Source organism: Mucilaginibacter oryzae (genome assembly GCF_003148845.1).
Classification (GTDB): Bacteria; Bacteroidota; Bacteroidia; order Sphingobacteriales; family Sphingobacteriaceae; genus Mucilaginibacter; species Mucilaginibacter oryzae.
Genome location: NZ_QGHA01000001.1, coordinates 404,738 through 422,140, shown reverse-complemented (window position 1 = coordinate 422,140; position 17,403 = coordinate 404,738). Strand labels below are relative to the sequence as shown.

17 protein-coding genes are annotated in these 17,403 nt (G+C 45.3%); all 17 read right to left on the bottom strand.

What is annotated here, in order from left to right; translation table 11 throughout:
• Positions 1–73: 73 nt before the first annotated feature.
• From xrtY to LX99_RS01675, 17 genes are read right to left on the bottom strand one after another with little or no spacing between them, the layout of a single operon-like run.
• Positions 74–640: an exosortase Y gene (gene xrtY, locus LX99_RS01755; protein WP_109605856.1), complete on the bottom strand. Its 567-nt coding sequence runs from the start codon at positions 638–640 to the stop codon at positions 74–76.
• The gene (locus LX99_RS01750) at positions 637–1,500 is read right to left on the bottom strand and encodes a glycosyltransferase family 2 protein (RefSeq protein WP_109605855.1); all 864 of its coding nucleotides are present in this window, start codon (positions 1,498–1,500) and stop codon (positions 637–639) included. Before LX99_RS01750 ends, xrtY begins: the two co-directional genes overlap by 4 nt.
• Entirely contained in the window at positions 1,497–2,120 is a 624-nt protein-coding gene (locus LX99_RS01745; protein ID WP_022829653.1) for a class I SAM-dependent methyltransferase, read from the bottom strand. Before LX99_RS01745 ends, LX99_RS01750 begins: the two co-directional genes overlap by 4 nt.
• Positions 2,117–3,256 carry an XrtY-associated glycosyltransferase XYAG1 gene (locus tag LX99_RS01740; protein ID WP_109605853.1) on the bottom strand — a complete coding sequence of 380 codons (1,140 nt, stop codon included), beginning with the start codon at positions 3,254–3,256 and terminating at the stop codon, positions 2,117–2,119. The genes LX99_RS01745 and LX99_RS01740 overlap by 4 nt, the downstream gene beginning before the upstream one ends.
• Positions 3,253–4,665, bottom strand: coding sequence for an exosortase Y-associated Wzy-like protein (locus tag LX99_RS01735; RefSeq protein WP_022829651.1), 1,413 nt, complete (start codon positions 4,663–4,665; stop codon positions 3,253–3,255). Before LX99_RS01735 ends, LX99_RS01740 begins: the two co-directional genes overlap by 4 nt.
• The gene (locus LX99_RS01730) at positions 4,649–5,854 is read right to left on the bottom strand and encodes a glycosyltransferase family 4 protein (protein ID WP_245927821.1); all 1,206 of its coding nucleotides are present in this window, start codon (positions 5,852–5,854) and stop codon (positions 4,649–4,651) included. The genes LX99_RS01735 and LX99_RS01730 overlap by 17 nt, the downstream gene beginning before the upstream one ends.
• Positions 5,841–7,124 carry a glycosyltransferase gene (locus LX99_RS01725; protein ID WP_245927820.1) on the bottom strand — a complete coding sequence of 428 codons (1,284 nt, stop codon included), beginning with the start codon at positions 7,122–7,124 and terminating at the stop codon, positions 5,841–5,843. The genes LX99_RS01730 and LX99_RS01725 overlap by 14 nt, the downstream gene beginning before the upstream one ends.
• Complete coding sequence (locus LX99_RS01720; protein WP_109605851.1) at positions 7,125–7,883, bottom strand: hypothetical protein; 759 nt, start codon at positions 7,881–7,883, stop codon at positions 7,125–7,127.
• A complete protein-coding gene (locus LX99_RS01715; RefSeq protein WP_109605849.1) occupies positions 7,862–8,818 on the bottom strand; it encodes a hypothetical protein in 957 nt (318 codons plus the stop codon). Before LX99_RS01715 ends, LX99_RS01720 begins: the two co-directional genes overlap by 22 nt.
• Complete coding sequence (locus tag LX99_RS01710; RefSeq protein WP_109605847.1) at positions 8,802–10,028, bottom strand: glycosyltransferase family protein; 1,227 nt, start codon at positions 10,026–10,028, stop codon at positions 8,802–8,804. The genes LX99_RS01715 and LX99_RS01710 overlap by 17 nt, the downstream gene beginning before the upstream one ends.
• Positions 10,025–11,017: a glycosyltransferase family 2 protein gene (locus LX99_RS01705; RefSeq protein ID WP_170122601.1), complete on the bottom strand. Its 993-nt coding sequence runs from the start codon at positions 11,015–11,017 to the stop codon at positions 10,025–10,027. The genes LX99_RS01710 and LX99_RS01705 overlap by 4 nt, the downstream gene beginning before the upstream one ends.
• On the bottom strand, positions 10,999–11,916 hold the full coding sequence (locus tag LX99_RS01700; protein WP_109605843.1) for a glycosyl transferase: 918 nt from the start codon (positions 11,914–11,916) through the stop codon (positions 10,999–11,001). The genes LX99_RS01705 and LX99_RS01700 overlap by 19 nt, the downstream gene beginning before the upstream one ends.
• 7 nt (positions 11,917–11,923) lie before the next feature.
• On the bottom strand, positions 11,924–12,838 hold the full coding sequence (locus tag LX99_RS01695; RefSeq protein ID WP_109605841.1) for a glycosyltransferase: 915 nt from the start codon (positions 12,836–12,838) through the stop codon (positions 11,924–11,926).
• Positions 12,839–12,850: 12 nt separating this feature from the next.
• The gene (locus LX99_RS01690) at positions 12,851–14,053 is read right to left on the bottom strand and encodes a glycosyltransferase family 4 protein (protein WP_170122600.1); all 1,203 of its coding nucleotides are present in this window, start codon (positions 14,051–14,053) and stop codon (positions 12,851–12,853) included.
• Positions 14,050–14,916: a glycosyltransferase family 2 protein gene (locus LX99_RS01685; protein WP_109605837.1), complete on the bottom strand. Its 867-nt coding sequence runs from the start codon at positions 14,914–14,916 to the stop codon at positions 14,050–14,052. The genes LX99_RS01690 and LX99_RS01685 overlap by 4 nt, the downstream gene beginning before the upstream one ends.
• Positions 14,913–15,989, bottom strand: coding sequence for a hypothetical protein (locus LX99_RS01680; RefSeq protein ID WP_109605835.1), 1,077 nt, complete (start codon positions 15,987–15,989; stop codon positions 14,913–14,915). The genes LX99_RS01685 and LX99_RS01680 overlap by 4 nt, the downstream gene beginning before the upstream one ends.
• Entirely contained in the window at positions 15,989–17,401 is a 1,413-nt protein-coding gene (locus LX99_RS01675; protein WP_109605833.1) for an MBOAT family O-acyltransferase, read from the bottom strand. Before LX99_RS01675 ends, LX99_RS01680 begins: the two co-directional genes overlap by 1 nt.
• Between the last annotated feature and the right edge of the window lie 2 nt (positions 17,402–17,403).

The following is a 17,403-nucleotide window of genomic DNA, read 5'->3' as shown; positions in this document are numbered from 1 at the left end:
TTAAAGGCTAACTGTTTAAATGGTTAGCCTTTAATATTTACTCCCTTTGGTTGGAGGATGTAGCCTGATGATCTTATTTGTTCGTCGCCGGAAAAAAGGTTGTTTTATCATTAAGCTTAATCCACCAGTACAGGCCGATAGCTATGAGGATATAAACAATAATATTGAAAATGGTATGGTGATCAACAATGCGCTCCGTTTTTTTCGACCAAAAAATAGCCAGCAATACAAAGCGTGCCACATTTAAAAACTCGATAATCAATATCCCGGCAAAAAGAAATATAATTTTTGATTTTAAACGCGATGGATAAGCCAATACAAATGCGGCAAAGAAGCTGATGAGCCCCAGGCCCAGGCAACTGTACACTACCACCAGCTTGCCCCTGCCGGCAACCAGCAGTTCGTAGTTATTGTCAATAGCTGAATAGCCAAGCCCGTTCAGGATGCGGGCACTGCAATCAAGCAAAAGTTGCCGTAATGCAGCGATATAATTTAAGTACTGCGCTAAAAAATGGCTGTAATGATTACCCGGACTTGTAATGCCGAAAAAGAAGAGGTTAAAACCGTAAAACAACGCAAACAGGAATACAAACGAAACCGCAAAACGAACAACCGGGTTATGCAAAGCCTGCCGTATCATAATTTCGTGCCCCCTTTCCGTAGTTCATAAATTTTGGCATCGATTAAAAACCTGAACCAAAAACCCTGGAGAAAGTGAAACACCAGGCCGGTTTTGCCATCTAAAAAACCCAGCTTAAAAAAATACCTGATGGTGAAATAAATTACAGGCCTCACAAACAACGGGAAAGCTTCATACCTTTTTTTCAGGTACCGGCGGCGCTCTATCGGGTTACCAAAAAGTCGGGGATGTATCAGTTGCCCATTATCGTCAAGCGCGGGCTTGTTTTGCTGTTCAAACTGGTATTGCGCCTCCAGCGTTGCCCAATGGTTATGCCTGGCTGTAAAACTGGTAAGTGAATCGGTAATAACGTCAATAATATCGGCTTTAAGGGCCTGCGTTTTGCCGTTTACCTTAAAATGCTGGTCGTACAGCTTTTCTTCGCACATACCAAAACCACGCCTGAACAAGTTGGCATGATATGTAGGATAATGACCGCCATGCCTGATCCATTTGTTCATAAATAGGGTACGCCGACTGATCAGAAAGCCATTAAGTTCCTGGTTAACGTTTTGAGCGAAAATTTGGTTGAGTTGTGCTGCCAGTTCAGTTGTTACGCGGTGGTCGGCATCAAGGTTTAACACCCATGTACCGGTAAGCGGTAAATGATTAAGCGCCCAGTTACGCTGCAGGGCATAGTTTTCGAACGGGTGATGAAAAATATTTGATGTAAATTGTTGGCAGATAGCAATTGTTTCATCCGTTGATCCTGAATCGACAACAAAGATATTGGCATTTAACAATGCCGCGCTTTGCAGGCAGGCCCGGATATTACGCGCTTCATTAAAGGTCAAAATGACAATGTCGAGACTGTCGCTCATTTCAGTCTGGCTTTTATAATCATGCTCATCCAAAAATAAGGGATCCGGCCACAGCCCCTGAACGCGGTTACCTCAAATCCGTGTTGGTTTAATAGCTGCGTAAGTGTTTTAACCGACCAGAATTTGATGTGCCCGCCCTGCCACAAGGGGCTGATGTGGCTATCCCATTTATTGAAGATGCTCAGCGTAAGGTTTTTTAAATATCCATGGTAAGGTGTGGAGATGATCAGTTCACCCCTGGTTTCGCTCAACACATCCCGGCAAAGCGATACAAAAGCAAAAGGATCGTACAGGTGTTCAATAACTTCGGTTGAGATAATCGTGTCGAATTTGATTCCATCCAGCTGCCCGGGCAAGCCGGGAACCGAGAGGTCATGCAGAAAAAATCTGCCCGGATTTATTTGATCTGCCAACGCGATACCTTGTGCCGATGCATCGATACCGTAAGCATTAAAACCATGCGCCAGTAAATAGTTTACCCAAAAGCCGTTCCCGCAGCCAAGGTCGAGAATACTGGTATTGGTGTTTTTATCCAGTAATGACATCAGCGGCTGTTCAAGGTATTTAACCATATGGCATGGGCTGTTGTCGGGATAGCCGTAATCTTTATAAGCACTCATGAAGTAATGATTTGCTGGTACATATCGGTATACTTTTTTACTAAAGCTTCACCTTCAAAATGTTGATAAATAATTTCAGGGGCGTTTTTCCTGATGCGATCGAGCGCGGCGGCTTCATTGCCGATTATTTTGTTGATATGGGCGGCTACCGATGTTTCGTTATTATCGCATACCCATCCAAGCCGGTTTTCGGCTATATAACCGGCCAAACCCACACCCCTACTAATTAATACGGCAGTGCCGGTGCTCAGGCTTTCAATCACCGCGTTCCCAAAGTTTTCATCGTATGATGGTAGCACAAAAAGGTCGTGCTGGCGCAATAAATCGAATTTCCCCTCGTTAACAAAGCCTACCCAGGTTATTTTATGGTTAATGCCCCGGTTAACTGCCTGTGTCTTTATTCTGTTTATATAGTCGTCATTGCCGCTGCCCGCTATGGTAAGGTGATAGGGAAATGTTACCAGGTTTAGCGCGGCTATCAATATATCCAGTCCTTTTTTTTCTTCTATCCTTGAAAAAAACAACAGTTTAAAAGGGCCATGCCTTGTATTTTCGTTGTTATTAATCTTTAAGGGCGGCAACTTTACAAAGTTAGGCAGGCTGGTAATGCTTTTACCTTTTACCAAAGCTTCAACAGCTTCCATTTCATGAACAGAGGTTACATGAAAATGGCTCCTTTTTAAAAAAGGCATGCTGATGCGGTGCATAAGCGATTTGATAACCTTGTTCTTATTTTGAAAAGAATAGGCGCTCAAAGTTCCCCTCGGTGAAATTAATAAGGGGACTTTTTTACTGATAGCGGCCAAGCCTGCCATTACAACGGCAAGGTTCCACCAGGCGTGTATATGTACCAGGTCGAATTTTTTCGCGTCGCGATACACGGCTTTAAACAACGCGGGCGAAAAATGGCTGTGATCTTTGGTTATCCGTGCAAAGTAGGTTACCGGTACTCCGTCAACATCAACAGGCTGCCCGGTTGGTATATCAAGTTCGGCAAGGCCATTGGCGGTGGTGGTATATACCTGTACTTCATGGCCCGCTTTTACCAGGTTTTCGCACAACATAGCTACCGACATGATGGGGCCGCCATATATGTAAGCGGGTTTATATGAAGCTACAACGTGGAGTATTTTCATACTTCCTTTAAAATATGCGTACCTACCAGTATTTTATGGATCAGCAGCATGCTCACGTAACTCCAGAAAATTGTATTGAAAATAAACTCGAAACTGATGCCGCGCCACATGATCTGGAACAGGCCCGAAAATATCAGCGCCGTACCCAGTATATATCCCCCAAAAAGTTTTTCGGCCTTAACGCTGATAAGTTGTGCTATGGCGCCATAGGCAAAAAGGTAAAAGAAAATACCAAATTCGCCGCCCGAAAGGTAAGCATCAACCACATAGGCCGGTTTTGCCGAGACAACCGAGTTGCGGTTCACTACGCCGGCATCGTAAACCCGCTGCATGATCAGGTCTTCGGTAATTGGCTTTGACGGCCACAGTACGCGGGGAACCAGGGCTATAAGCGATTGTTTAATAAGATCAAGGCCATAATAATCGATGGTTTTGGGCGTAGATTGAACAAATTTGGTAAACATGTCTATCTCGCTTAGGCGGTAAACCAAAAAATCCCAGTTTGTATCTTCAACTTCGCCATCATCTGTGTTCAGTGCCGCGCTTAAAGCCGCTTGCGAGGCTTCGTCGCTACTGGTATCGCCGTTCCAGGCGGCCGACCTGAAAATGTGGTTATAGGTGGGCAAAACCAAAAACAGCAACAGCATAAGCGGTACAAAGGTTATGGTTACTATTTTTTTGTAGTTTGGATATAAGAAAATGCCTAATACCAGCACACTGATAATAATAGGCTCTTTAAAGCCGGATATTAAAGCCTGGTAAAAGTTAAACGAATATAGCGCCAGGCAAATAATGGTGTTCCCAACCTTTTTCAGCGGGATAGCGAACGCCAGGGCGAGGGTACCCGCGATGAAGCTTAATGAGCTGAACTGGTAATAAAATTGTGATAACCCCGGTACTTTTAAAAAGAATAACGATACCGGGAAGCTGATAACCGCCGCGGCCATGAGCAGGTTTGCCAGTTTGGTGCTTTCAATATGATACTTTTTTTTGGTGGGGTAATTCATGAAGATTAGCACCCCGGTAATAAACGAAGCGTGGGCTAAGCAGTAATAACGCTGGCATTGGGCTATAAGGCCAAGCGTATCCTTATCATGCAAGGCATGGAAGGTTACCTGTTTGAAATTTTCGTACCCCAGGCTATTTAAAAAATAAAATATCGAGGTGCAGCACATATAACCCGCAAATATGATCTGGATGATAAACAGGGGCCTCATCAGTTGCTCGGCCATGGTGCGGTCTTTGGGGATGGGGCGCACCCAGCCGCTTAAGGTAATTAAAAAAATAAAGAACGACCCAAGCCAGGCAACCAGGTACGATAAAACACTGTCGCTTTTGCACATTAAAGCCAGTAACCAAGGGATGTATAGTACAATGTACCGTTCTATAGCTTTACTGTTTCCCTGCATTTACTGTTATTTGTTCAATTACTTCTACCTGTTTGGTAAAGCTCCAGTTGGCAATAATATGCGCGGAGCGCTGACCCATTGTAAATAAAGTGGTTTTATCTGTTTGAAGCAAGGCGCTTAGCTTACTTTTCAAATCGTCGAAGCTGGCGGCTTTAAATATCGAGCCATTTTCGCCTTCTTTAACCAGGTCGGTACCGGCGCCAACTTTATCTGATATCAGCACGGCTTTACCGCAGGCCATAGCTTCGTTTATAGCCAGCCCCCAGGTTTCGCCTGGTCCGCGGGAGGGCAGGCAAAACAAATCGCAGGCGTGGTATACTACCGGCATCCGCAGTTGGTTTTGAAAATCCAGGAAGTGAATGTTTTTATACAGTTCCGCCTGTTTTTTTAATTCCGCCTCTAAAATGCCATTGCCTGTAAAAAGCAGGTGTGTGCCCGGTATGTTTAGCTCTGCGAAAGCCCTGAGCAGCAGAGCGGGCGCTTTTTTAGCTTCCAGCTTTCCGGCAAAAAGCACCAGTTTCTCGTTTGGCTTTACGCCCATTTCTTCCCTTAAAGCGAGGGCTTCATTGGGTTTTGCTACAGCAAACCTGTCGTTATCAACCGCGTGCGGCGCAAAAATGAGCTGCGTATCCTTCAAGCCGAACTTTTTAAAATAGGCCCTGTTGTTGATGCCGGTATACAACGCGTAATCAACGTGGCTGTAAACCCATTTTAAAAACAGGCGTCTTAACGCGCCTTTTATTCCGCCATTATCATCAAGCAGGGTGGAATCTCCGCGAAAAAAAACAGGTATTTTGTTTTTAAAATAGCGCAGGGCTTTAAGGTGGCTTTTATAAAACCAGCCGTAAACCAGTACCGCGTTCGGTTGCCAGGAACTTACCTCCTCAATCAGGTTGGGGTTATCAATACCATTTGAATGGTGCGAGCCCGGATCGCGGGCTATATTTTGCAGCCACCGGTAAGGGTAGCCTTCCAGCAGCGGGATATCCCAATTGATCTTTTTGCCAAAACCCGGATCAAATTTTTGCTGTGCAGCTTCGCCCCAGGTATAAAACACCCGTATGCTGATATTTTGCCTTTCGTGAAGCAGCTTAAACACCGGCGCATAATATTGGATAGGATGGGTGATAATAATGGCTAACTTCTGCATCAGATGCGTTTGTTCATTGCTTTGATTAACGGTATCCATTAACTATCTGGTTGAATAAGAGGCATTGTGCCCGCGTCATTTCAACCGCCGAGTATTTGGCAACAGCATCGGTATTGTATTCTGTATGATTAAAATTATTGTTGCTAAGCTGATCAAAAAACGTTAGCAGGTCGGCCTCACTCACCTCATCATAATTATAAACATGTTGTACACCGTAATCATTTAGAATAGGTATGGCCGAACTGGCTTTATTAAAGATAGCAAGCACAGGTTTGCCCGTTAGCAGGTACGGAAATATTTTGGAGGCCGTGTACTGCGGATCGTCAGAACCGGGGATGAGTAACGCGTTGGCCTGCTGCAGCGTAAGCAGCGTATGATAATAGCTTATCCTGCCAGTTAGTTCGGTAACGTAGTTTTCCAGGCCCAGTTGCAAGGCCAACGGTAAAATAGTGGCCTGGCCTTGCCCGGTAGGGGCGTAGCTGGTACCTATAAAATGAAACCTTATTTTTGAGTATTTGGCAAAATCGTGTTTTAAGACGATTTTAAATGCTTCAAAAACCGGGCGTATAGCCTGGTGCAGGTCTGTGCCTCCCCGGCCTGCATACACCATGTTGAAATAACCCTCATTTAATAATGATGGAAAGCGCCCGCCATTTTGCACGGCAATTTGCAAGTCAGGGGCAAAGGCGCCGAAGGTGATCACTGCCGACGGAACATTTTTAATTTGAGGATAACGGGATTTAAGCTGGCTGACGTAACCGGCCGATACGCTGACCAGTCCGTCCACATTCTTTATGGCGATAGGTTCGAGATATTTGTTTAGCCGGTAGGCAAACCAGTATTTGGGTGGCCGCTGGCTTTTGGGTTTGTTGATGTAATAATCGGAATGCCAGGGATCCTGCATGTCAATCACATAAGGGATGCCGAAACGCTTTTTCCAGTATGCCCCTAATATGCAAACCGGGAATTGCGTAGTTGAAAAGTAGATTAGATCAAATTTCTGTTTTTTTAAAATCCTGTTTATCTTTTGGCGATAGTACCAAAGCGAGCGCAGCGCTATGCTGCCTAATCCTATTTTAGATGTGAACGACTTATTCAGCGCTTTAACCGTGTGTACTTTTACAAAAGTTGGAACACTTTGTAATAAAAGCTCATCCTGCGCCATATCCGTATATGGAGGCGCAACGGTTACCACTTCCGCCTGCCAGCCAAAATTTTCAAAATAAGGCAAACTCATGCGTACGCGTTGCATATCGGCAGCGTTTACCGGCGGAAAGTATGGTGATATGATCAGTAGTTTTTTTTGCAACTATTTAAAAATTAATGAAAAAAACTTTGGATAAAGCCCCATGGTCATGTGCAGGCCGTAGCTTTGTTTTAGCAGCTTTTTGTTTTTGCTGAAGGGAAGAAAAAGGGAAATGTAAAAGCCCAGCCGGTAAAAACGGCTTTGGGTCCATTTATACCAGCCTTTGCCCCGGTTTGTATAATAGTCAACCACAAGCTGATAATTCCATCGGCTGTCGAGCTGATGGACAAGGTTTTTCTGAAACAAGATATTGTTTAGCGCGGCCTGGTCATGCGGACCCCATATGCCTTTGCCGCTATCATCCCAGCAGTTGTACGGGTATTCGCCGTTCTGGTAGGCTTGTTCCAGGAGATGCAGGGAATGATGGTAAGCTGCAATAAAACCGGTGTTGGCGGTCCATTTAACATGGGGCGCGGGTGTATTTGATTGAACAGGATCTTCGCACAGGCCAACTTTGCTTTCATCAAAATCTGGTAACGGTGGGCTGCCTGCTTTCAGCATTAAATCGTCATCAATAATAATATAACGCTTAAAGCCCGGTGCCAGGCGGTGCGCAATCAGCTTGTTGAAATGCGGGGCCCGGTCATCGGTTATTATTTTCTTTTTAACCAACATGCATGAGTAGCCGTGCGATGCAGCCCAGGCCGCCAGCCTTGGGTACGTGAAGTTGCTCAAATGTACACGGTTACCTATCGATACCATCATCACGATGGTTTCGGCGGACGCTGTTGTTGTGTTATTTATCGTTGTGGTTTCCACCATCTGTTACGTTTCAATTTTTCCCGTGCCTCTGTCCAGTCGCAAACCTCATCAACCAGGTCGTAAAAGCCCCGCTGATTTTCGGGAAGATCGTTGTTTTCAATCCGTTTGATAATTGCCGGCAACTGTTCATAAAAGTTTTCAGTGCGGTAGGGCGGATGTAACGACCACATGCCATCACCGTCACCTAAAAAGTCTACGCGCTTTAACTGATGTTTTTTTATAAAGTCGGCTATTAAATGTTCCGGTAAATCGGCGTTATCATGCCCCTGTATCAAGGCTTTTAAACGGTTCCGCGGCGAGGGTTTGGCCAGGATCAGTTTATGGTTATCAAATTTCGACTTGTCTATCAAAAAAATCCGGGTGCTCATGCCGCCAAGCTGCCATGTAAAAGGCGCCGTTTTTTTGATAACTTGTTGGTCGGTCAAGGTATCATCGGTACGCGGGGGGCCGGGGAGGGGAGCCATTACAAAATTGTTGTTATCAGCGCCGTAACGCTGTACAGCTTCAGCTACCCATAGCTTGCTGCCGCCGCCTAAAAACATATCCGAGTCGAGATGAAAAACTAAGTTATTCGTGGCGTGGTGTAAACCAAAAAAATAAGCGTAAAACGGTCCGCCCCTAAAATCCTTAACGGGCATACTGTCCCTGCCAAAAAAGTACCGGGAAATTTTTTGTCTAACGGCAGGGGTATAGTCTACCGGAACAACTTTAACGTTATAATGCGGCATGATGTCCGTTCGCAAAAATTGATCTAAAACGTCTTTATATTGAGCCCACCCTGCTGCAAAACGACCCCTGCCGGGCAGGGTATCTACCGTTAAAATAATTTCATCAACCTGCGTGTGGAGTTGCTTTAGCTGGTGCGGCAGTAAGTGCAACGCATGTCGGTAATCGCCGGGTGCAAGGCTGATCTGTAAGCTAACGGGCTGTTTCAAAGATGTTTTTAATAAGGTTGACTAATTTTTCGGCCTGAATTGGCCATGAAAAGTTTGCCTGGTAAAATTCAATCATCCGTGTTTTTAATGCAGGCAAACTACCCGTTTCAATTTTTGCGCCCAGCTCATTCAATATGCCCACCAACTCATCAACATGGTTTTGCCGGTACATGAAAATAAGGCCGGGGCATTGTTGTGCAATCTCGGCCTGGCCGCGGGTATATGAAGCAATAACCGGCAGACCGGCTGCCATGTAATGAAAAAGCTTGTTTGAAACGGTGAGATCCTTATTGGGCGGTGTATCCGGCTCAAGCGCCAGGCCAATATGGTAACAGCCCATATCCGCCTGGATCTCGCTGTTTTTTATCATCGGCAAAAATTCAATGCTATCCTTGGGCGCCAGTATGGCGAGCAGGCTGTTTTTGTAACCTTCCGCAATATTGCCCCGCAGGCTCAGTTTACATCTCACCTTACTTTTGGCCATGCAGCTTATAAAAAACTCCAGTCCGCGCCCCGGGCCAATGGTTTGCGATAGCCAGTATAAATGCAAATAATCTTGCTGTAGCTGTTGTTCGCCTGTAGTATTATTGGCGTTGAACGAGTTGTAAATAACGGCTGAGGTACGCCCGGAGTTATAAAAAGCCTTAAGCCCGTTAGCCATGGCATGCGACGTGGTGTAACAGGCGGCACCCTTTTCAAGAGCAGTTTTTTCGGCTTGTTTTAAAAGTTTTATCGGCCTGTTCTTTCGCGCTTCGGGCAGCAGATCTTCAGAATACCAGTCTTCCAGATCAAAAGCCACCCGGTAGTCATCCACCATCAAACCGCCGGTAACGGTTGCCAATTCCTGGTGCATGATATACAGATCGGCCCGGCTCGCCGTAATCCGCTTTTTTAAGTTGCCGGCATTGTAACCGAGGATATACCTGCTTTCAATACCCCAGGTTTGCGCAATTAGCCAAAGTTTACGGCTTAGTCTTGCTTTGAACGAAGCCCAATCCCGTTTACGCAGATCGCTGTAAATTTCATAGCTGATCCCGGTGCCCGCAAGCAGAGACAGGTCTTCGCGGTACAATTCATCGCTGTAAACAGCAGTGAAGATGCTTATATTATAACCGGCGGCAGCAAGTGCGGTAGCTTCCTTCAGCACCCTGGGGTTACGGCACAGGTGCGATTGACTTACTATGGTAATTTTAGCCGGAGCCTGCTTCAATGTGGTTTTATAATTTGACGGTTAATAGGTATTACCTTTAAAAACAGTTTTACCCATTTGGTAAATTTCCATCCGATTGCAGCAACAAGGTAAGCGGTAAGCCCCCCGGCCATAAACTTGAGATTGGGTTTGGCCAGCGTATCAATTTCATTTTGTGCCTCCTGCACCAGCTTGCGGTGGCGCGGGTAAAGCTCGTAAATAAAGCCCTGCAGCATATTGGCGCAGCTTTGTTTTATTTGATCATGGTTGCCTAATGCCTGTAGTATATGGTTTACAGACAGCCGGATAGATTTCAATAACGACCGGTAAGCTTTATCGCCTTTGTGCCCCGATAAACCGCCGATGCCGGAGCGATAGTACAATAAGGCATCGGTACAAAATAAGATACACCGGGCTTTGATGAACAGGCGGGTGTAAAACTCCAGGTCGTCGTTAAGAGTAAGTTCTTCGTTCCACAAGCCCGCATTTTCAAGCAGTTGGCGCGGAATGAGGGCTCGTCCGGGCGCGGTCATAGGATTGCCCTGATACCAGTAAGTATTGATCCAGTCTGCAAGCAGCATTTCCCGGTAGGGGATTTCTTCCTGTTTAAAGGTACCCGGATCATCATTGTAAAAACGCCCCCATCCCGATAGTACAACAACATCCTGTTGCCGGTTTGCCCGGTTCACTTGTTTCGCTATAAAATCAGCGGGCAACAAGTCGTCAGCATCAAAAAAGATAACATACCGGCCGTTTGAATTTTGATAAGCAAGGTTGCGTGCCGCGGAAGCCCCTTTGTTGCGGGAGGTGATTGTTTTAACCCGGCTGTCATCAATCTTCCTGATGGCATTTAATGTACCGTCTGTCGAGCCGTCGTCAACAATAATTACCTCGATATTGTTATAGTTTTGGCTCAATACTGATCGCACGGCATCGCCAACATACTTTTCGCAGTTATAAGCCGGGATACAAACTGAAACAAGCGGCATATTTAAACCAGTTTCTTCCACGCCAGTTTATAATAATATTCTTTCGACAGATCGACGTAATGGTGCAGGATGCCGTTTCGCGCGGCCACGGTTTCCTTTCCGGGGTTTACGATATATTTATCCGTGGGTAAAACCGTGGTGCTCTTATCACCTATCAACATAGCCGATAGCGCCTGCTCCAAATAGTAGGAGGTGCCTTCACGTTGCTCCAGTTCAGCTACCCAATGCTCCAGTTGCCGCCAGTTTATCGTATCGCTGTTTAAACCTATGGCGCCAACGTTAATAAGTGGCTTAACGGTTGTTGCAGCCAGTTCTTCCATCAATTGTTTACTATATCCGTAAGCTTCACCGCAATCAACCATATGCAGTGGATGATTAGGCGCGCTAAGCCATTCAAGTATTTCAAGGGGCTCATGCCAGAAAAGCATGTCCGAATCAAGTACCAGTTTCCAACTGTTGCCGGGTAGGGTATGGATATCGGTTAGTTTTTTTATATGCGGATAAACAGCCCTTTTTTTGTGCAGATTAGGGAATTGCGCCGCCGGAATTACATGCTGAAGATTTTGGGATATCATTTCGGCAGTAACAAGGTCGGCACCGGGTAATTGCTTTTTTACCCGGCCAATGAGGTTATCATCAAAGCTGCCATCATCAACCAACACAAATTTCAATTTTATTTTGCTTACGCGCGCCAGCGAACAGATACAAAACAGGGTTTGGTACAGGTAATTTTGCCCGGTTAAAAAGTAAACCGGAAGCCCGTTTGTTGCTGATGGTACGGGAGGCAAATTAAGCGATGCCTTTTCCATCATTTTGCGGGAGGCCATCATTTTGCGGTAATTGATGTATCCGCCAAAACGTGCAAAATGCTTGAGCCTGGCCTTTGGGGTACGGTATAAAAAGTTGATCAGGTTTTGCATTTTTAGTTTAGGGCAAATTAGCCAGACCTTCAAACAGGCCGCAGGCGCCCTGCCATTTAATGTAGGCGGCTTTGCTTTGCCAGGCCCGGTAAGTGAACCAGGCTTTTATTTTCCTGGGCAATACACCGGCAACAGGTATTTTTTTCCACGGGTTAATGCCATGGCTTTGTAACAGCTGCACCCACGATTTATTGGTGTTATGAGCCAAACGGGCCAGGTACGATGCCTCCATGCGACCGGCGGGAATAATGTGTTTCAGTTGAAGCCGAGGGAAATAGCCAACCTGCCAGCCCGATTTAAGCATTTCGAGTACCAGGTCATTGTCTCCGCCCGAGCTCAGGCTGTCGCCGCTACGGTCGCTGATGTTGTTTTTGCCTGATCTTATTTTATTGATATAAACAGAAAGCGCTTTCCGCCTGATCCCCATGCCGGCGCCGATTGGGGCGGCATGGGGATATTTATTGTCCAAACGCGATATAATGGCAGCTTCGCCCAAATCGCGTAGGGCCAGGTTGCCGTAAAATTCATGAAGCCATGACGGAGGTGTGGTTTCAAACAATGGCAACGATTTCCCGCCAATCGCGGCTACCTCTGGATGATGATCAAAAATTGAAAGTATTTGTTCAAGATAGTCATCGTTCAGGATGTTATCGTCATCTACCATTACCACAATATCGGCTTTGGCAGCGCTGAATCCCCTGATCCTGGCATAGGTTAGCCCTTGTTTCAATTCGGGTATGATGATGGCAGAGGGGTGCCAGCTCAAATCAAGTTGTTCATAAAAATTATTGGATGAGTGATTATCAACCACGATCAACTCCCATAGGCTCATGCTCAGGGTTTGGTTTTTTAAACCGTTAAGCGTTTGCGCCAGTCGTTCCTGGTTTGGGTTGTAGGTGGGGATGATAACCGAAAGCTTCACTTAATACAAGTTTTACCTTAAAGTTTGATAGTAGAAGGATGAATTGGCCGCCAGTTTTTCGCCGGTAAATTTATCTTCAACCGTTTTGCGGGCGTTCCGGCCCATTTCGGTGCGCAAAGCGGTATCGTTTACCAGCATCAGTATTTTATCTGCCAGGCTTTGCGCGTCGCCGGGATCTGCGAGGGCACCGTTATGGTTATCGGTTATAATATCGGGTACGCCGCCAACGCTGCATCCTATAACCGGTTTGGCATAGCTCATGGCCTCGATGTATATGATTCCGAAAGATTCGTACCGGGACGGGGCAACAAATAGGTCGCAATTCTGATAGGCATCGGCCAATGCCTGATCCGGTACCCTCCCCCTAAAATTCACCTGCTGTAAAATATACGCTTCATTTTCCTGTTCAAACCAGGTTTGGTATTGGTTACCGGGATCATGGCCGATCAGTTCAAATAAAACCTCAGGATTTTTCTGTAATACCAGCGGAATGGCAGCCAGCAGCACATCAGTACCTTTACGGTATTCAAGCCTGCCGGTGTACAATACCTTAATAGGCAAGGCCCCGCTACTATTTTGTGGAGAAACAGGCGGAAGGTTTACGCCATGCGGAATAATGACAAAGCTATTTGCGTTAACATGATAAAGCCTTTCCAGCTCTTCGGCATGGCTGTAAGCGTGTGTAACCAGGTTGCTGCTTTTTTTTATAAAAGCAATTTCCATAGCAGCAACCACGTCCATCCCCCTTGATTTAAAGGGGTAATGCTCTTTCATCATTTGCGCGAAGGTGGTGCTTACCCTTACGGCTATGGGCGCTTTAGCTTTTTTGTACAGGGTAAAATAGCAAAGCGAAAAGTAACTGCTGGTTTCTACCACATCAATTTTGCTGGCTTTTATTATTTTATTTAAAACTTTGGCGGTAACCAGCATGCACCTAAGTTTTATCACCAGATCAATAATTGCCCATTTGTTTTTAAACAGCCGGTAAACTGTTGGCGGCACTTTAACTTTATAGGTTAATACGGTAATGTTTGGGGCGGGCGTATAACTGTTAAATGCGTCCTGCTCGTTTTCGTAGCGCCCGCGCACATGCAGCACTGTAACCTGATGGCCGCTTTTTGCCAGGCTTTGCGCCAGTAATTGATAATGATTAGCTATGCCGCTATCCATGGTATGTTCATCCGGAAAATAAGGCGTAACGAGCGCTATATTCATTTTGATGATTTGATGGTCCATGCCAGCATCCTTAAAAAGGTTTTTATCCGTTGGGCTATACCGAGCGGGTTAGGCATAGTTACATAGTATAAAATATTAATCCAGGCGAAGCCTATACTTTGTTTTTGCCGGGCGAGATAAAGGCAGCAGTAAACAGATTGATTAATGAGCGATAACTTATCTTCAACCTGTTCTACCCCCTTGTTTTTAGCCAGAAAGCGGTAATGATAACTGTAAAAGCGATAATCATACATGGTTGAGCTTAACCCCGCTTCGCCAAAGTACGCGATGTTGGTATTAATGTACTTTGTAGCGAAAACAGTATTGCAAAACACTTTCAGGGTTAAATGATAATCGGCGGCCACTTTAAAATCAAGCCGGTAATTCCCGGTGTAATTAAAAATCTCCCGTTTGTAAAATACACCCTGGTGATGGATGCCGCGTGATAAAACCTTATTTGGTGTGTCGTCGGCGTATTTTGTGCCTGATGTGATGCCGGTTACATTGCCGTAAATCAAATCTATGTTTTGATTTTCAATCACTTCGTAAATGGTTTGCAATACCACATTTTCGGCAAGCAAATCATCGCCGCCCATAAAATAAAGCCATTGCCCTTTCGCCAGATCAATACCCTTATTCATGGCATCATAAATCCCTTTGTCGGGTTCGGATATAAATTGAACAGCCGTTTTTCCCGCTTTCCTGAAATTGCTTACGATAAACTGCGTATCATCAACCGATCCGCCATCAACCAAAACCAGTTCCAGGCTTTTAAAAGTTTGGCGGGTGATACTATCAAGGGTTTGCTGCAGGGTTTTACCGCTGTTGTACAGGGGGATGATGATGGAAAAAAAGGGTGTCAATTGGCGCCTGTGTTTAAAGCTTCATTAACCTTGCTTATCCAGATCCCGTAGCCTGTAGTGTTCCAGTGTGCATCACTGCGCGAGTATAAATTTCTTTTATCCTGTTTAAAAGTATTGTAAACGGAAATAAGAGGGATGTTTGTTTTACTTTCTATACGTTGCAGTAAATGGTTGTAGGCAAGCCTGTGTTCATCATAAACAGATACGGCATTGGGGATAACTGACAGATAAACTTTTTTAAAACCCATCGAAAGATAGCGCTGCTCATCTGCTTTGAGGTTCGCGGTTACCGAATCAACTTCGGCATTTGATAAGCTCCTGAATACCGACCGGGCGGAGGCTGTATCTACCGCACTGTTCAACAACAGGCGCTTTTTATCAGTACTTACCGCAACCTCTTTAGGCAACCTGTCTAAAACATGATAATTGAAAGATGCCTTCAGTTCTTTAGCCGTCGTAAATGCTTTATCATCAAAAAGCAGCAATTCGATATTCTTGTTCAGGTCTTTATTGAAGATGATATTGCCCAGGCGCTCAAAAAGGGAAACAGGTTTGGGTGGGGTAGGAGTAGGAGTAGCCGTATCCTTTAAAATCTCCAATGATGTTTTTGACCGGTAGTTGGCTATGCTTAATTCGGAAAACTCCATGATCAGGTAGTTTTGATTGGCGGTATCGGGCTTAACCGGACCGAATGGAAACCGCCTGTCAAAAAAAACGACCCTGTCAAAACCGGCGAAAGCGTTATCCAGCATTTTATCAGCCGTAAAGCTATCCCCTATAATATACAATACTTTATGAGTTTGCTTTTTACCGGCCGGGTTAATGTAGTTTTTAAACGGCAACAGTTTAAGCCGGTATTCGGGTATAAAGCTGATACCGTACAGGTCGCCGTAGTTCCATTTATCGCTGCGAATGAATACTTTATGGTATAGTGATTTAGGTCGGGCGCTTTCTGGGGTGAGGTGGTCGAAATACCGGTCTTGCTTAATCCGGTTTATAAAACCCTGGTTCATGGCCGTCAGTAAAACCGTTATGCCCGTAATGGCTGTTAATATGGCAAATACCTTACGCATTAAAACTGGAAATAAATAAACTGTGCTTCATTAAAAACACCCAAAAAGTAGCATAGCACCAACAACATAACCGAAGCCAGTACTTTTTTGGCGATGCTCCATTCCTCAATTTTGTACAGACTTTTTTCGCCGGTCATCAGTATGATAATAATGGCAAGGCAATAAAAAATCTCTTTTACACTCATCAATCCCGCTGCCGTGTAGCTCATATTATTGAAGGTTACGATATGGCCCAGCATAAAAAAGGCATCCTGTATGGTATGCGCCCGGAAAAAGATCCAGGCAAAAAGGAGGTACATAAAGGTGAAAACTACGCTAAGGCTTTGGTATAAGCGTGGCGGAAGCTTTTTAGCCAGTTTGCCGCGGCGCTTTTTGGTGTAAACTTCATAGCACATGGCTACCGCATGCAATAAGCCCCAGATAATAAAAGGCCAGCCTGCGCCATGCCATAACCCGCTTATAAAAAAGGTAACCAGTAAGGCAAAATATATGGCTCCCTTACCCCAATCGCGTTTGTTGATGAGGATGGGGGTAAACACATAATCGCTAAGCCAGGTGGAGAGCGAGATATGCCAGCGCCGCCAATACTCGGTGATGGAGGTGCTGGTAAAAGGGTAATTAAAGTTGCGCATCAGCCTGATGCCAAGGGTAAGGGCGGCGCCTACGGCTATGTCAGAGTACCCGCTAAAATCGCAATAGATCTGGAAGGCGAAAAAGAAGATACCAACTATCATATCCAGCGCCGAGTGGGCGTGCAGGTTGGCAAACAACGGGTCGACGTATAAACCCAGCCTGTCGGCAATAACCACTTTTTTCAGCAGGCCTACCAGCATCAGGAAAATGCCGGTTACCAGGTTTTCGGTACTATAATTATTTACCCGGTGCAGCTGCGGCAAAATATGCTGCGGGCGTTCAATAGGGCCGGCCACCATTTGCGGATAAAACATTACATACAATGAGTAGATGCCCAGATGCCGCTCGGCTTGCTGGTTGCCGCGGTAAACCTCGATGGTATAACTCATGGCCTGGAAGGTATGGAACGATAAGCCGATAGGTAACACAAAGTTGAGCAGCGGAATTTCAGGCGCATGAAATGATGAACCGATGAAGTTGATATTTTCGGCCAGGAAATTGAAATACTTATAAAAAGCCAGTACCCCGATGTTGGCGGTCAAACTTAAAATCAGGAACAGCTTCCGCTTACTGCCTTCTGATCGTTCAATTAAAATTCCGGCTATGTAATCAACAACTATGGTGAAAAATATAATGAGGATGTAAACCGGTTTAAAGTACATGTAAAAGTAACAGCTTGCGGCCAGCAGCCAGCCCCAGCGGGCTTTGTGTGGCAGCAGGTAATAAACCGGTGTTACAATCAGGAAAAAAAGAAGGAACAGGAGTGAATTAAAAAGCATAG

Bases quoted from the DNA above. Each gene is read 5' to 3' on its own strand.
- xrtY (WP_109605856.1), bottom strand. From the start codon at position 640: ATGATACGGCAGGCTTTGCATAACCCGGTTGTTCGTTTTGCGGTTTCG.
- LX99_RS01750 (WP_109605855.1), bottom strand. From the start codon at position 1,500: ATGAGCGACAGTCTCGACATTGTCATTTTGACCTTTAATGAAGCGCGT.
- LX99_RS01745 (WP_022829653.1), bottom strand. From the start codon at position 2,120: ATGAGTGCTTATAAAGATTACGGCTATCCCGACAACAGCCCATGCCAT.
- LX99_RS01740 (WP_109605853.1), bottom strand. From the start codon at position 3,256: ATGAAAATACTCCACGTTGTAGCTTCATATAAACCCGCTTACATATAT.
- LX99_RS01735 (WP_022829651.1), bottom strand. From the start codon at position 4,665: ATGCAGGGAAACAGTAAAGCTATAGAACGGTACATTGTACTATACATC.
- LX99_RS01730 (WP_245927821.1), bottom strand. From the start codon at position 5,854: ATGGATACCGTTAATCAAAGCAATGAACAAACGCATCTGATGCAGAAG.
- LX99_RS01720 (WP_109605851.1), bottom strand. From the start codon at position 7,883: ATGGTGGAAACCACAACGATAAATAACACAACAACAGCGTCCGCCGAA.
- LX99_RS01700 (WP_109605843.1), bottom strand. From the start codon at position 11,916: ATGCAAAACCTGATCAACTTTTTATACCGTACCCCAAAGGCCAGGCTC.
- LX99_RS01690 (WP_170122600.1), bottom strand. From the start codon at position 14,053: ATGAATATAGCGCTCGTTACGCCTTATTTTCCGGATGAACATACCATG.
- LX99_RS01680 (WP_109605835.1), bottom strand. From the start codon at position 15,989: ATGCGTAAGGTATTTGCCATATTAACAGCCATTACGGGCATAACGGTT.
- LX99_RS01675 (WP_109605833.1), bottom strand. From the start codon at position 17,401: ATGCTTTTTAATTCACTCCTGTTCCTTCTTTTTTTCCTGATTGTAACA.